This is a genomic window from Streptomyces sp. NPDC001108, assembly GCF_053598535.1.
The window spans coordinates 18,796-33,526 of record NZ_JBSFKL010000008.1; the positions used below are offsets into that span (position 1 = coordinate 18,796).

General features: G+C 74.0%; 12 protein-coding genes and 1 pseudogene. 6 read left to right on the top strand and 7 right to left on the bottom strand.

The window, feature by feature from the left end:
• Positions 1 to 14 precede the first annotated feature (14 nt).
• Positions 15 to 692 carry a uracil-DNA glycosylase gene (locus tag ACWC97_RS19075; RefSeq protein WP_352274519.1) on the bottom strand — a complete coding sequence of 226 codons (678 nt, stop codon included), beginning with the start codon at positions 690 to 692 and terminating at the stop codon, positions 15 to 17.
• A gap of 126 nt (positions 693 to 818) precedes the next feature.
• Here ACWC97_RS19075 and ACWC97_RS19080 point away from each other — a divergent pair, with 126 nt between their 5' ends.
• Both ACWC97_RS19080 and ACWC97_RS19085 read left to right on the top strand, forming a co-directional pair.
• Positions 819 to 1,865 (top strand): N-acetylglucosamine kinase, encoded by a 1,047-nt coding sequence (locus ACWC97_RS19080; RefSeq protein WP_450650423.1) that lies wholly within the window; start codon positions 819 to 821, stop codon positions 1,863 to 1,865.
• Positions 1,866 to 1,984: 119 nt separating this feature from the next.
• Positions 1,985 to 2,908 carry a sirohydrochlorin chelatase gene (locus tag ACWC97_RS19085; protein ID WP_352274517.1) on the top strand — a complete coding sequence of 308 codons (924 nt, stop codon included), beginning with the start codon at positions 1,985 to 1,987 and terminating at the stop codon, positions 2,906 to 2,908.
• A 99-nt stretch (positions 2,909 to 3,007) separates the two neighbouring features.
• Here the strand turns inward: ACWC97_RS19085 and ACWC97_RS19090 are convergent, their stop codons facing one another.
• The 3 genes from ACWC97_RS19090 to ACWC97_RS19100 form a co-directional block, all read right to left on the bottom strand.
• The gene (locus ACWC97_RS19090) at positions 3,008 to 4,090 is read right to left on the bottom strand and encodes a lactonase family protein (RefSeq protein WP_450650425.1); all 1,083 of its coding nucleotides are present in this window, start codon (positions 4,088 to 4,090) and stop codon (positions 3,008 to 3,010) included.
• Between the two features lie 112 nt (positions 4,091 to 4,202).
• Complete coding sequence (locus ACWC97_RS19095; protein ID WP_450650427.1) at positions 4,203 to 5,708, bottom strand: FUSC family protein; 1,506 nt, start codon at positions 5,706 to 5,708, stop codon at positions 4,203 to 4,205.
• Between the two features lie 216 nt (positions 5,709 to 5,924).
• Positions 5,925 to 6,524 carry a TetR/AcrR family transcriptional regulator gene (locus ACWC97_RS19100; RefSeq protein WP_450650429.1) on the bottom strand — a complete coding sequence of 200 codons (600 nt, stop codon included), beginning with the start codon at positions 6,522 to 6,524 and terminating at the stop codon, positions 5,925 to 5,927.
• Between the two features lie 249 nt (positions 6,525 to 6,773).
• Between ACWC97_RS19100 and gndA the strand changes: the two genes are divergently transcribed.
• Positions 6,774 to 8,216: an NADP-dependent phosphogluconate dehydrogenase gene (gndA, locus tag ACWC97_RS19105; RefSeq protein WP_450650431.1), complete on the top strand. Its 1,443-nt coding sequence runs from the start codon at positions 6,774 to 6,776 to the stop codon at positions 8,214 to 8,216.
• Between the two features lie 164 nt (positions 8,217 to 8,380).
• Here the strand turns inward: gndA and ACWC97_RS19110 are convergent, their stop codons facing one another.
• Together ACWC97_RS19110 and ACWC97_RS19115 are read right to left on the bottom strand one after the other, a co-directional pair.
• Positions 8,381 to 9,490: a trypsin-like serine peptidase gene (locus tag ACWC97_RS19110; protein WP_352274512.1), complete on the bottom strand. Its 1,110-nt coding sequence runs from the start codon at positions 9,488 to 9,490 to the stop codon at positions 8,381 to 8,383.
• Between the two features lie 69 nt (positions 9,491 to 9,559).
• Positions 9,560 to 9,634 (bottom strand): annotated as a pseudogene (locus ACWC97_RS19115) (dienelactone hydrolase family protein); the annotation flags it as partial.
• A 128-nt stretch (positions 9,635 to 9,762) separates the two neighbouring features.
• On the opposite strand from ACWC97_RS19115, the gene ACWC97_RS19120 reads away from it, so the two are divergent.
• Together ACWC97_RS19120 and ACWC97_RS19125 are read left to right on the top strand one after the other, a co-directional pair.
• Entirely contained in the window at positions 9,763 to 10,827 is a 1,065-nt protein-coding gene (locus tag ACWC97_RS19120; protein ID WP_352274511.1) for a Dyp-type peroxidase, read from the top strand.
• Positions 10,827 to 11,624 carry a family 1 encapsulin nanocompartment shell protein gene (locus tag ACWC97_RS19125; protein WP_450650433.1) on the top strand — a complete coding sequence of 266 codons (798 nt, stop codon included), beginning with the start codon at positions 10,827 to 10,829 and terminating at the stop codon, positions 11,622 to 11,624. The genes ACWC97_RS19120 and ACWC97_RS19125 overlap by 1 nt, the downstream gene beginning before the upstream one ends.
• 7 nt (positions 11,625 to 11,631) lie before the next feature.
• Here the strand turns inward: ACWC97_RS19125 and ACWC97_RS19130 are convergent, their stop codons facing one another.
• A complete protein-coding gene (locus ACWC97_RS19130) occupies positions 11,632 to 13,032 on the bottom strand; it encodes a M64 family metallopeptidase (protein ID WP_450650435.1) in 1,401 nt (466 codons plus the stop codon).
• Positions 13,033 to 13,238: 206 nt separating this feature from the next.
• On the opposite strand from ACWC97_RS19130, the gene ACWC97_RS19135 reads away from it, so the two are divergent.
• Positions 13,239 to 14,612, top strand: coding sequence for a tetratricopeptide repeat protein (locus ACWC97_RS19135; RefSeq protein WP_450650437.1), 1,374 nt, complete (start codon positions 13,239 to 13,241; stop codon positions 14,610 to 14,612).
• Positions 14,613 to 14,731: the final 119 nt, after the last annotated feature.

Consider the following 14,731-nt stretch of genomic DNA (forward strand, 5'->3'; position numbering starts at 1 on the left):
GGTAAGGGTGCCGCCTACGGCAGCCGCCAGTCGACCGGCTGGGCGCCCTGGCCGAGCAGCAGCTCGTTGGTGCGGCTGAACGGGCGCGAGCCGAAGAAGCCCCGGTCCGCGGACATGGGCGAGGGGTGGGCGGACTCGATCGCCGGGTAGTCGCCGAGGAACGGCCGGAGATTGCGGGCGTCCCGCCCCCACAGCACGGACACCAGCGGCTTGCCGCGCGCGGCCAGGGCCCGGATCGCCTGCTCGGTGACCTCCTCCCAGCCCTTGCCCCGGTGCGCCGCCGGCTTGCGGGGGGCGGTGGTGAGCGCCCTGTTCAGCAGCAGAACGCCCTGCCGCGTCCAGGGCGTCAGGTCGCCGTTGGACGGACGCGGGAGCCCGAGGTCGGTATGCATCTCCCGGAAGATGTTCTCCAGGCTTCCGGGGACCCGCGTCACCTCGGGGGCGACGGAGAAGCTCAGCCCCACCGCCATCCCCGGGGTCGGATAGGGGTCCTGACCGACGATCAGGACGCGTACCTCGTCGAAGGGCTGCTGGAACGCGCGCAGCACGTTCGCCCCGGACGGCAGATAGGTGCGCCCGGCCGCCACTTCGGCGCGCAGGAAATCACCCATCGCCGCGATGCGTCCGGCCACCGGGGCGAGTGCTTCGGCCCAGCCGGGCTCGACTACTTCGTTCAACGGTCGTGGTGCCACGAAACATCACTCTACCGGCGTACACGGACAGCCCCGCCCGCGAACGCCGCTCCCTGGGACCGCACTCCGGGACCTGGGGATAGGCTGCCGCCGTCATTCGTCTTCCCCCTCTCCCTGGAGCCGGACATGAGCGCATCGCGGCCGTCGCCCGAAGCCACCGCCGCACCGGGGTGCCGGGTGCTCGGCGTGGACTCGGGGGGCTCGGGGCTGCGCATCGCGCTGGGCGCCGCCGACGCGGCGGCCCCGGTGGCGACGACGGTGTGCGAGGCCCCGGTCCGCACCGGGCCCGCCGGGATCGACGCGGGCCATCTGCTGGAACAACTCCTGCCCGCCGTCCGGGGCCTGCTGGCGCGGAGCGGCGCCGGGGAGGACACCGGGGTGGACACCGTCGCGATCGGCGCGGCCGGTATGGCCACCCTCGGCGAGCGGCTGCGCACCGAACTGCCCGCCGCCCTGGAGCAGGCGCTCGGGGTGCGGCGGCTGGCGCTGGCCGCCGACGCGGTGACGGCGTACGCGGGCGCGGTCGGCCAGCGCCCGGGGGCGGTCGTGGCCGCCGGAACCGGCATGATCACGCTGGGCACGGATCTGGTGGGCTGGCGCCGGGCCGACGGCTGGGGCCATCTGCTGGGCGACTGCGGCGGCGGGGCCTGGATCGGCCGGGCCGGGCTGGACGCGGCGATGCGCGCCCACGACGGGCGGCGCGGCGGGTCCGCCGCGCTGCTGTCCCGGCTGGAGGCGGTGTTCGGACCCGCGCCGGGGCTGCCCGCGCTGCTCTATCCGCGGACCGACCGGCCCGCCGTGCTGGCCTCGTTCGCGCCCGAGGTCGCCGCGTGCGCCGGGCACGACCCGGTCGCCGCAGGCATCCTGCGCGAGGCCGCGGCGCACATCGCGGAGGCGGCCGCGGCGGTCTGCCCCGCGGCGGGGGCCGACGGCGAACCGTGCGAAGTGGCGCTGACGGGCGGCCTGTTCCGGATGGGCGATCCGCTCCTGGTGCCGCTGCGCGAGGAGTTGTCCCGGCAGGTCCCGCAGGCCAGGGCCGTCCCCGGATCGGGTGATCCGCTGACCGGCGCGCTGTCCATCGCGCGGGCGCTGGCGGTCGGGGATCTGCGGCTGCCGCTCCACCCGACGCTGCTGCGGGTCGCGGGTGAAGAGCCTGGACAGGGGAGCGAGTAGGCGGCGACAGAGCGGGACAGTCACCAGTTAAGCCACTCATCGGATAAAAGTGGACAGATAACGCCTGTCCGGGCCCTCCCCGAACAGAGGCATACCCAAAACCAGTAGCATGCGGCGCCATGAGCACCCCCACTGGGCCCGCTTCCGGCCTGCCTGTACGAATGCCGCGACCTCGCCAGTCCGGACGGCACCGCCGCCCGGAGCCCGTGGTCGCACCCGAGGGCGCCGCAGCGCTCGTCCTCGCTGTTCCCGGTACCCCCTCTCCGGCCACGCGCAGCCTGGCCGAAGAGGTGATCAGCATCGCCCGTTCCGAGCTGCCCGGCCTCAACGCCCGGATCGGCTACCTCGACGGCGGCGACGACGAGTACCCGGCGCTCGGCGCCGTCCTCACGCACTGCGCCGCCGAGCGCGTCGCGCGCTACGAGCAGGCACGGGCGGCGGGCCGCGAGGTGCCCGAGCCCGAGGGTCCGTCGGCGGTCGTCGTGCCGCTGCTCGCGGGGCCGGACAGCTCCCTGATCCGGCGGATACGACAGGCCGTCATGGACAGCGGTACGCAGGTCGAGCTGACCGATGTGCTCGGCCCGCACCCGCTGCTCGCGGAGGCGCTGCACGTACGGCTCTCGGAGGCCGGTCTGGCCCGCGCCGACCGGGCGCGGCTCTTCACGGTGGCGACCGCCGCCGACGGCATCGTGCTGGCCACGGTCGGGGGCGACGAGGCCGTGCAGGCGGCCGGGATCACCGGCATGCTGCTGGCCGCCCGTCTGGCGGTGCCGGTGATGGCCGCGGCGCTCGACGTCGAGGGCTCCGTCGCCTCGATCGCCGAGCAGCTCACCGGCTCCGGCTCGGTGCAGCTCGCGGTGGCCCCGTACCTGGTCGGCCCGGAGGTGGCCGAGGGGCTGCTGGACGCCGCCGCGAAGGAGGCAGGCTGCCCGGTCGCCGAGCCGCTCGGCGCGTACCCGGCCATCGGCAAGCTCGTGCTCTCGATGTACATGACGACGCTCGGCATCACGCCGACCGCGCCGCAGGGTGCTCAGGCGCACTGACCCGGTGCCGGGCAGGCACGGCCCGTCCGTCCACGATCGCCGTACGGGTCCGGAGAACCGGACCCGTACGGCGATCGTGTCGTGTGCGCGGCGCGGGTGTCAGGCGAAGATCACGCAGGACGCGGCCGGGGCGGCCAGCGAGCCCGCACGGCGCGGGACGCCGGTCTCCGGGTCGATGTCGAACCAGCTGACGTCGCCGGAGCGCTCGTTGGCCGCGTACAGGCGGCGCCCGGTGGGGTCGAGGACGAGGTCGCGCGGCCAGTGGCCCCCGCAGTCCACGGTGGTGACCAGGGTCGCCCGCTCCCCCGTGGCGTCGAGCGCGAGGACCGAAAGGGTGTCGGCGCCCCGGTTGGCGGTCCAGAGGAACCGTCCGTCGTGGGAGACGACCACCTCCGAGGGGTAGGTCGGCGCGGCGCCGTCCCCCGCCCCCTCGGGCAGCACGGAGGTCTCCCCGACCGGTTCGAGGACGCCCGCGGCGGCGTTCCACCGGCACACGGTGACGGTCGGGGCGAGTTCGTTCAGTACGTAGGCGTGGCCGCCCTCGGGGTGGAAGGCCAGATGGCGCGGGCCCGTGCCCGGCCGCAGCCGGGTCTCGTCGTGCACGCGCAGTTCCCCGGTCGCCGGGTCGAGGGCGCAGACCCGTACCGAGTCGGTGCCGAGGTCCACACCGAGCACCCAGTTGCCCGAGGGGTCGGGCAGGACCTGGTGGGCGTGCGGGGCGAGCTGCCGGTCGCGGTCGGGTCCGCTGCCCGTGTGCGGCAGTACCGAGGCCACCGGTCCGGGGGTGCCGTCCGCCCGCACCGGCAGGACGCTGACGCTGCCGGAACCGTAGTTGGCGGTGAGCAGATGGCCGGCGGCGAGCGCGAGGTGGGTCGGGCCGTCGCCGTCCACCGGGCGGAGTCCGCCGAGCGGCCGGGGGACGTCCGCGCTGATGTCCAGGGCGGCCACCGCGCCCGGTTCGGTCTCGCTGACCGCGTAGAGCGTGCGGCCATCCGGCCCCGGCCCGTGCCCCAGGGCGAGGTACGAGGGGTCGGGGACGGCGTCCGTGGCGCCGAGGACGGTCAGCGCTCCGCTCTCCGGATCCACCGCGACGGCCGTGACCCCCCGCCCGCCCGCCGAGGTGAACGACCCGATGAATGCCCGCACCACGACGTCGTCTCCGCTCACCGCAGTGTCCGTCACCGTTTCTCCCCTTTGCCGCCGGCCGGCCGCGGCGGCACGCGCCCGCCGCGGTTCTCGGGGCGACGGTAGCAGCCGGAGGAAAGGTCCGGACCAGCACCTCGGCCGGTGCGGTTCAGGCGCCGACCGGCACCCCCGCGGCCCGGCGGAGCGGAACGGCGAGTTCGAGCAGTGCCTGCTCCAGCGCGTGGAGATGGGCCAGCACGGGCCCGCCGGCCACCGGCTCCGGCACGACGGCGGACGGGCGCCGCACCGCGCCGACCGGCTGCTCCGTGAGCGCCTTGACGGCGACCTCGACCCGTCGGCAGGCGGCGGCCAGCCGCGCGTCGTGCGAGGCGTCCGGGTCGGCCGCGGCGACGGCGAGACCGCGCACCTCGCGGGCGCAGTCGTCGAGCAGGGCGAGCACCCGCCGGGCGCGGCTCTTGCGGGCCCTCATCGGGTGGAGCGGATGCACGAGCGGCGCGAGCGAGAGCCGCACCCGGCCGAGGATCGCCTCCAGTTCGGCGACGCGCGGCGCCGGGTCGGCGGTGTCGTCGCCCGCCAGCCGCGCGGCCGTCTCGGCGGTGCACGCGCGCACGCAGCGCAGCGCCCGCTCGACCCAGGCCTCGGTCACCGCGTGCGTGGTCACCGGCAGCACGAGCAGCACCGCGGCCGCGGCTCCCAGCGCGCCGACCGCCGTCTCGGCCACCCGCAGGGCGAGCAGCCCGGTGTCGAGGACGCCCAGCAGTCCGTAGAGCATGCTCGCCATCACGGTCACGGCGAGCATCATCCAGGTGTAGGAGACGGCGGCGGTGTAGAAGATCCCGAAGACGCCGGCCGCGACGACCACGGCGGCGACCACCGGCTCGTGGTGGAGCGGTACGGCGACGGCGAATCCCAGAACGATCCCGAGCGCGGTACCGAGGAACCGTCGGAACCCGCGGACCAGCGTCTCCCCGCGCGAGGTGGTGTTGACGAAGACCCACCAGGTGGCGCCGACGGCCCAGTACCACCGTTCGCCGGAGAGCGCCTGGCCGATCGCGAGGGCGAGGCCCGCGCCCACCGTCGCCTGGACGGCCTGCCGGGTCGTGGTCCGCAGCAGCCCCTTCCCGCCCGTCGGCGCGGGGACGGCGGCCGGGACCGGCAGGCTCCGCTCGTAGCACCAGGCACCGAACCGTACGGCGGCGGCCGTGGCCAGCGACAGCAGCACGGCGGCGTACAGCTCCGGGAGCTGACCAAGCACGGTGTGCAGGAACTGCGCGGAGAAGAACATCATGAAGGCGAACACGCCGAGCGCGTGCCCCCGCGGCCCCCACCGCCGCGCGTACACCCCCGCGCCCACGACGGCGAGGAACGCGAGGTCACGGGCGAGGGGCACGTCGTGCAGCGCGGCGGCCAGCGCGAGCACCGGAAGTCCGGCGACGGGCAGCAACGCGGTCGTGACCGCCTGCCCGCGCACCGTCGGGTCGGTCACCGTGAACAGGGCGAGCAGCGCGGCCAGGCCACCGGTGATCGCCGCCACCAGTGAATGCCCGGCCGCCCCGCACAGCGCGACGGCGAGCCCGATCCCGAGCACGCCCCGGCTCGCGAAGCGCAGCCGTACCCGCCCCGGGTCCGGTGCCACGAACACCCTCTTCAACAACGCGCCCCGCCCCTTTCACGCCCGTACCGGCGCAGACATGGAAAAGGCGCCGCGGGGATCCCGGGAGGGAACCCGCAGCGCCATTGATGGATCTATCCCAGCATCCAGGGGGCTAGTGGTTCAAACCAGGTCCGATCGACTGGGCCAATGGCCCAGAAAGAGGAGACTCCGCCCGGCCATGTCCGGACCAACGGACCAGCTGCGCGCGGCAGGGGCTCAGGGCGTGTTCCGAACGTCCCGTCCGCCCGTCGCGGCCGGCCAGTTCTCCAGCAGGAAGTGCAGCGCCTCGACGGACCGCTCCCAGGAGGCCCGCACCTCGCGGGCCGCGCCGAAGCCTCCGCTCGCCTCCAGGGCGCAGTAGCCGTGGAAGGCGCTGCGCAGCAGTCGTACCGCGTCCGTGAGGTCGGGCTCGGTCAGTCCGTAGGCGCGCAGCATTCCGCCGGTGATCTCGACGGTGCGGTGGTACGCGGACGACGTGGCGACGATCTCGGGGGCGACCTTCATCTGTGTCGCCGCGTACCGCCCGGGGTGCTCCAGGGCGAAGGACCGGTAGGCGTCGGCGAAGCCGGTCAGGGCGTCCCTGCCGGCCCGGCCCGCGACGGCATCGGTGATCCGGTCGACGAACTCCCCGGCGGCCAGCAGCGCGACCCGGATGCGCAGATCGTCCAGGTTCTTGACGTGCGAGTACAGGCTGGCGTCCTTGACGCCGAAGCCCCGGGCCAGCGCGGAGAGGGTGACCTTCTCGAAGCCGATGGAATCGGCCAGGTCCGCCGCCGCCACCACGACGCGTTCGGTCGTGAGACCCGCGCGTGCCATCCCCACCTCCGCCGAAGGAATCCGAATACCTCCAGGACCTGTCTGCAAACTGCCGTCCGCCGCGCGGCCCGGCCTCCGGCCGGACGACGGCACTGTGAAGACAGGTCCTAGGAATCTGCCGAATATACACAGGAAGCCCGGCCCGGACGGGTGAGGTCGAACAGGCCGTCTTGCCGCCCCCCGCCCATACTGGAGACTCCGGCCTGTCGAAGATCCAGGCACTCCCGAGACGGATTGCGGAGCACCACCATGAGCGGTACCGCGCAGATCGGCGTCACAGGACTGGCGGTCATGGGCCGCAACCTCGCGCGCAACTTCGCCCGCCACGGGTTCACCGTCGCGGTGCACAACCGGACCACGGCGAGGACCGAGTCGCTGGTCGAGGAGTTCGGCGGCGAGGGCTCCTTCGTCCCCGCGCGCACGGCGGAGGAGTTCGTCGCGGCGCTGGAGCGTCCGCGCCGGCTCGTGATCATGGTGAAGGCGGGTGGGCCGACCGACGCGGTGATCGAGGAGTTCGCCCCGCTGCTGGAGGAGGGCGACGTCATCATCGACGGCGGCAACGCGCATTTCGAGGACACCCGCCGCCGGGAGCGGGAGCTGCGCGGGCGCGGCATCCACTTCGTCGGGGTCGGCATCTCGGGAGGTGAGGAGGGCGCGCTGCACGGGCCGAGCATCATGCCGGGCGGCTCGGAGGAGTCGTACCGCTCGCTGGGACCGCTGCTGGAGCGGATCGCCGCCAAGGCCGAGGACGGCACCCCGTGCACCACCCACATCGGCCCCGACGGGGCCGGGCACTTCGTGAAGATGGTCCACAACGGCATCGAGTACGCGGACATGCAGCTGATCGCCGAGGCGTACGATCTGCTGCGCTCCGTGGCGGGCTACTCCCCGGCGAAGATCGCCGAGACCTTCCGGGGCTGGAACTCCGGCCGTCTCGACTCGTACCTGATCGAGATCACCGCCGAGGTCCTGGCGCACACCGACGCGGCCACCGGCAAGCCGTTCGTCGACATCGTGGAGGACCGGGCCGAGCAGAAGGGCACCGGCCGCTGGACGGTGCAGACGGCGCTCGATCTCGGGGTGCCGGTCTCCGGGATCGCGGAGGCCGTCTTCGCGCGGTCGCTGTCCGGGCACGCGGAGCTGCGCGCGGCCGCCCGTCATCTGACGGGGCCGACGGCGGTCCCGCTCGGCGAGGAGGCCGCCGCGGCGTTCGCCGCCCGGGTGGAGCAGGCGCTGTACGCGTCGAAGATCGTCTCGTACACGCAGGGGTTCCACCAGATCCGGGCCGGCAGCGAGACGTACGGCTGGGACATCGACCTCGGGGCGGTGGCCTCGATCTGGCGGGCCGGGTGCATCATCCGGGCGGCGTTCCTGGACCGTATCCGGGCCGCCTACGACGCCCGGCCGGACCTGCCGAGCCTGCTGTCCGACGCGCGGTTCGCCGAGGAGATCGGGGCGGCGCAGGACGACTGGCGCGCGGTGGTCGCCGAGGCGGTGCGGCAGGGGGTGCCGACGCCGGGGTTCGCCGCCGCGCTCTCGTACTACGACGGGCTGCGCGCCGACCGGCTGCCCGCCGCGCTCACCCAGGCCCAGCGCGACTTCTTCGGCGCGCACACCTACCGGCGCACCGACCGCGCGGGCTCCTTCCACACGCTCTGGGGCGGTGACCGCTCCGAGGTCTCCACGGGCTGACCGGGCTCCGCGAGTGCACCCCCTGCTGGACGTCGCGGAAGGAGCGCTTCCCTCCGGATGCCGCGTCCGGCGCGAGCTTCCCGCGCCGGATGCGCCGGTGCGGTCCCGCGGAGCCCCCCCGTGCGGCACGGGGCGGGCGGCCGGCCCGGTCGGGACAGAAGGCCCTACCGCGACTGAGCCCAGTCGTAGAGGCGGTGGGCGCTGTCACCGAAGCGCGTGGCGTAGAGCGTGGGCGCGGGTCCGCCCGCGAGTTCGTGGTCGGCAGTGGTGACCCCCACGACGGTGCCGGTGCCGGTGCGGGGATCGAAGTGGGCGAGGTGCGGGCCGCCGCTCGACCCCGCGGACATGTCGCAGGTCTCACCCCACAGCAAGGGGGCCTCGGGTCCGGGGCGGCTGCTTCCCGCGCAGTGGACCATGCGGGATCCGACGTACCTGTCCGTGGGGTCGTTGAGCCCGTAGTTCGGGTAGCCGAAGGAATGGACGAACTCGTCCTCGACGGGCTTGCCGAAATCGATTTTCTGGCTTCCGGTGACATCCTCGATGGGGCGGCCCCCGGCAGCGGGGTTCGCCACGAGAAGTCCCGTGTCGAAGCCGGCGGCAGCGACGTCCGACGATTCCGTGGTGTCCGGATCGTCGTCCCAACGGGAAGAGGTGGCCATGGTCCTGACGCTGAAGCCGCCGAGCGGCTTCGTTCCGTTGCGGTAGCCGGGCACGAAGTAGAAGTTGTGGTTCCAGGTGTCGTCGGCAGAAGGCGACCCGACGCTTCTCAGGCAGTGTGCCGCTGTGACGACGGTGCTGCGGTTGGCGCTGGTGACGACCGTCGCGGTGCAACTGCCGTCGTAGCCGTCCGAGAAGGTGAAGAACAGCCGGCCGACGTTCCTCTCCACCGCCCCGCCGTGTGTCCACACGGCCCCGGGGTCCGGGGTGTTCCCGGGGAGCGGCCGGGGGTCGTCCGGTGTTTTGTCGTTCTCGGGCACGGGGGTGATTTCGGGGACCAGAGCCCCTGCCAGCTTCATCCGCCCGGGGGTCCAGTAGGCGTTGATCCGGTTGCGTTCCTTCGTGGTCGTGGCACCGGCGTGGGTGGTGATGGTGTCCGGTCCTGCCGCACCGGCGCCGGAGGACGAGGGTCCGGGCGGCGCGGCGTGGGCGGCCGCGGTCGGTGCGAGCAGTGCGGCCATGGTGGCCGGAACGGCGAAGGCGGCGCCGATCGCGCGCCGAAGAGCCCTGCCGGTGCTGCCCTGGTGACCGTGTGAGCAGTGAGGAGTTGTACGCATGTGCGAGAAATTAGTGACGCGATGTCAGGAAGCGGTCAGAAGAGTGTGAGGGTGGTGTCCGAGCGAATGGGCCGCCTCGCCCGGTCGGCCCGTGATCAGGCCGTTGACCGTCCCGATCGCACGCAGGCCGACACCGTCACGACCGGGTCCGTCGCCCGGGCGGGCGACCCGGGGTGCGGTGGCGGCGGGGCCGTGCGTAAGTAGCAGCAGGCCCCTTCCCCGATGCCGTCACCGCCCCCGTCCCCCGCCCTCGCCGCCCAGGGAGCTCCCGCATGTCCGATGCCACCCCGGACCCGGCCGCGGCCCAGCCCGTCGTCGCACCGCTGACCACTGCCGCGCTGATCCTGGTCGCCACCATCGAGCCGGGCGGCGAGGCGGCCGTGCGCGAGGTGCTGCCGGACCTGGCGGCCTTCGCCCGATCCATCGACTTCCGCTACCCGGAGGCCGGGCTGATCTGTGTGACCGGTTTCGGCTCCGACGCCTGGGACCGGCTGTTCAGCGGGGAGCGCCCGGCCCTGCTCCACCCCTTCGAGGAGCTGCGCGGCGCCCGGCACCACGCGCCGGCCACGCCGGGAGACCTGCTGTTCCACATCCGGGCCGAGCGGATGGACGTCTGCTTCGCCTGGGCGGACCGGCTGTTCAAGCGGCTCGGCGACGCGGTGCGGGTCGTCGACGAGACGCAGGGGTTCCGCTCCTTCGACCACCGGGACCTGCTCGGTTTCGTGGACGGCACGGAGAATCCGGTGGGCGACGACGCCCGTTCGGCGGCGCTGGTCGGCGCCGAGGACCCGGCGTTCGCGGGCGGCAGCTATGTCGTCGTGCAGAAGTACCTGCACGATCTGACCGCCTGGAACGCGCTGAGCACCACGGAGCAGGAGCGGGTCATCGGCCGTACCAAGCTGGACGACGTGGAGTTCGCCGACGAGGTCAAGCCCCCGGACTCGCACGTCGCCCTGAACACCATCACCGACCCCGACGGTACGGAACGCGACATCCTGCGCGCCAACATGCCGTTCGGCAGCTTCGAACAGGGCGAGTTCGGCACGTACTTCATCGGGTACGCCGCCGATCCGGGGGTGACCGAGCAGATGCTCCGCAACATGTTCCTCGGCAGCCCGCCCGCCACCCACGACCGCATCCTCGACTTCTCGACCGCGGTCACCGGCACGCTCTTCCACGTCCCCAGCGCCGACTTCCTCGACGCTCCGCCGCCCCCGCCGTCACCGGCCCCGGCCGCCGCCGTCCTGCCGGAGCCCGCGTCCGCGCCGGTCACGGTCCCGGACCGGTCCGCCGACGGTTCGCTGCACATCGGCAGCCTGCACGAAAGCGCCCAGTGATGAACAATCTGCACCGCGAACTCGCCCCTGTCACCGATGCCGCCTGGGACCAGATCGAGGAGGAGGCCCGGCGCACGTTCAGCCGCCATGTGGCCGGCCGCCGGGTGGTGGACGTCACCGACCCGGAGGGCCCGGGGCTGGCCGCCATCGGCGACGGGCATCTGCGCGGCATCGACCCGCCCGCGCCCGACGTCATCGCGCGGGCCCGCACCTCGGTGCCGGTCATCGAGTGGCGGGTGCCGTTCACGGTGACCAGGGCGGCGGTGGACGATGTCGAGCGCGGCTCGGACGACAGCGACTGGCAGCCCGTCAAGGACGCCGCCCGGACCTGTGCGTTCGCCGAGGACATGGCGATCATCGACGGGTACGCGGCGGCCGGGATCACCGGGCTGCGGGACGGCTCCTCGCACACGCCGCTGACGCTGCCCGCCGACGCCCGCGACTATCCGGCCACCGTCAGCCAGGCGCTGACCCGGCTGCGGCTGGCCGGGGTCGACGGCCCGTACCGGCTGCTGCTCGGGGCCGACGCGTTCACCGAGGCCACCGAGACCTCGGACCACGGGTACCCGGTCGCCACCCATCTGGGCAGGCTCCTCGACGACCAGATCCTGTGGGCGCCCTCCGTCACGGGCGGGGTGCTGCTGTCCACCCGGGGCGGTGACTTCGAGCTGTGCCTCGGGCAGGACCTGTCCATCGGCTATCAGGACCACGACGCGACGAGCATCCGGCTCTACTTCCACCAGGCGTTCACCTTCCGGATGCTGACGCCGGAGGCCGTGGTCCCGATCATCGCCTGAGCGCGGGTCACTTCCTCCGGTGTCCGGACGCCTTGACGTCCCAGGTCAGGGTGGAGGTGGCGAGGGCGCGGACGGCGGGGTCGCGGATGGCGTCGGTGCGGTCGACGGCCCGTGCGGTCACCCGGTGGCCGCGGCCGTCCGGGCGGACGCCGAGCGAGTCGGGGGTGACGGCGGTGCGCCCGCGGGCGGCGGTCCGCTCGACCCCGTCCACGTACCAGCGCAGTTCGGTGCGGGCGAGACCGGCCGGGGTTCCCGGACGGTGGGCGCGGGGTGCGGTGCCGGTGGTGCGCACGGTGATGCGGTGGCCGGGGGCGAGCGCGGTGCCGGTGTCGACGGTGCTGGTCAGGGCCTTGCCGGCGCGGTAGAACCCGGCGATCATCGCCTCGCGGCCCGGCAGGTTGAACTCGGTGTTGCCGAGTTCGCGCATGATCGAGGACGCGGTGGGGCGGTAGAGGCCGGACGGGTAGTAGGCGCTGCCCTCGTACGTGCCGACGGTGCCGCCCGCCGGGTCCGCCTGGCCGAGCCAGCGGTACCACTTCGCCCGCTTCCGCGTGAGCTGGCCGGCGGTGTATGTCGTGGAGTTGATGCCTCCGGGCTCGCCGCCGGTCCAGGTCCCGTACTCGTCGTAGGTGTACTCGTCGTCGAGCAGGCCCACCGAGTGGCCGATCTCGTGGGCGGCGATCATGCCGGACGCGGGGTGGTCGGAGGAGAGGGTGGAGACCCCGTTGAAGGGGTAGCCCTCGGCCTGGAGACCGGAGTAGCCGGCGCCGCCGTACTTGGTGGAGTTGGCGATGACGACCACGAGGTCGGCGGCCGGGGCCTTCGCGGCGTACGCGGCCACCTTGTCGATGTCCGCGCAGATCAGCCGCTCGATGTCGGAGCACCAGAAGCCGCTGCCGAGCGCGGAGTTCCGGACGGTGCCGGGGTCGGGGTCGCCGCTGATCCCGGATTCGGCGGAGACCGCGTCGACGGTCCAGACGTTGAAGAGGTCCTGGTAGCTCCGGTAGGGCTCCAGGGCCGTGATGTCGGCCCACTTGGCGGCGGCGTCGGCGTGGAAGTCGTCCTGCTGGCCGGCCGTGTAGCCGTCGCCGACGATCACGACGTCCAGGCGGTCGTCGGTCGGGCCGGTCACCGCCTGTTCGCCCACCGTGCCGTCGGCGGCGGCCTCGGTGGCGCTCAGCGGGGCGGCGGTGGCGGCGGCGCGGGCCGGGGAGGTGGCCGGGACCTCGGTGGTCCGGCCGGCCCCGCCGGGGTCGGGGAAGTACTCGGCCGCCACCCGACGGCCGTCACCGGGACCGGTGGGGGCGGCCGAGGCCGGGGCGGTGACGGCGGTCGCCGCCAGGAGGGCGGCGAGGGCGAGCCCCGCCGTCACTCCTGCCGTTCGACGCGCGTGGGGGCGTATCCGCATGGACAACTCCTTCTGGTCCGGAGCGACTTCCAGGGCACGGCCAATGTGTAACCCATGGGTTAAGTCGAGTTGATGCGACGCTTAACCTAGAGGCGAACGAACCTTCGAACAAGGCCCGGTGTCCGGCGCCCGGGGGTCGTATCCGGGCATTTACGATGCGTGGACCGCGTTCCGGCGCGGCACACGCGGGCGAAGGGGGCGGCGCGATGGGCGCGAAGGGCACGGCGGGACGGGGAGCGGCGCCGGAGGAGGTCCCCGAGCCGCTCGGCCGACGCGTCCAACGTCTGCGTACGGACAGAGGGCTGACACAACGTCAGCTCGCGGAGCCGTCGTACACCCCGGCCTATGTCTCCACGGTGGAGGCGGGCCGGGTACGCCCCTCGGAGGCGGCCCTGCGCCATCTCGCGGACCGGCTCGGCGTCACGTACGAGGAGCTGGCGACGGGGCGCCCGGCCCATCTGGCGACCGCGCTGCGGCTGCGGCTGGTCGAGGCCCAGCGGACCCTGGCCACCGGCGCCGCCGAGGACGCCGCCGCCGACTACGCCGTACTGCTCGACGAGGCCGCCCGGCACGGACTCGACGAGGAACGCGCCACGGCCCTGCTCGGCCTCGGCCACTGCGCGCTGGAGACGGGCGATCTGCCCGTGGCCCGCGAACACTTCGAGGCCGCGGAGCTGCTGCTCGCCGACGCCCCGCTGCCCCGCCGCGCCCCGGCGGTCCGGGGTCGGGCCGTCGCGCATCTCCTGGCGGGCGAACTGCGTTACGCCTGCTACCTGCTGGAGAGCGCCATCGACGAGCTGAACGCCTCGGGGCTCCAGGATCCCGGCGCGCTCCTGCTCCTGTACACGGCCGCGATCGCCCCGTACATGGACATGGGCGCGCATGCCCGGGCCGCCCAGGCGGGCGAGCTGGCGCTGGCCCTCGCCCCACGGGTCGCCGATCCGGAGCTGGTCGCCGGGCTGCACCGCAGCGTCGCCCGCACCCTCATCGCGGCGGGCCGCACCGCCGAGGCCGACGCCTCACTGGCCCGGGCCGCGGAGATCTACCAGCAGCTCCAGATCCGCACCGAGCTCGCGCACTGCCACTGGATGCGCGGCTACGTCCACGCCCAGGACGGGGACCTGCCGGGTGCCGAGAGCGAGCTGCGCGCCGCCCGCGCCATGCTGGCGTCCAAGCGGGCCCGGCTGTACACGGCGCAGGTCGAGGTGGAGCTGGCCGATGTGCTGCGCCGCCGGGGCCGGGCCGGGGAGGCGCGGGAGCTGCTCCTGCGGCTCCTGGGCAAGCTGCACCCGGACCGGGGTGCGGTGCACGCGGGCGGGGCGCACCGGCTGCTCGGCCTGATCCACGAGGAGCAGGGCGACCCGGAGGCCGCCGAGGAGCACTACGTCACCGCGCTGGGCCTGCTGGAGCGGGCCGGGGCCGCCGGGGACCTCGCGGACATCTGCCGGCTCCTGGGCGACCTGCTGCGCCGTACGGGCCGGACGGAGGCGGCCATGGACGCCTACCGGACCGGGCTCGGCCACCGCTCCTCCCCCGGCACCACCACCCTGGGCCCGGCCCCCGTCCGCCCCCGGCCCTGATCCGGCACGGCCGTCCTACTGCGGGGCGGGCTCGGGGCGGGGCTCCGGGGGCTGCGGGATCGGGTCGGGCGAGGGGCCGGGCGGTACCGGACCCGGACCCGGGGGCGGTTGCGGGGGTC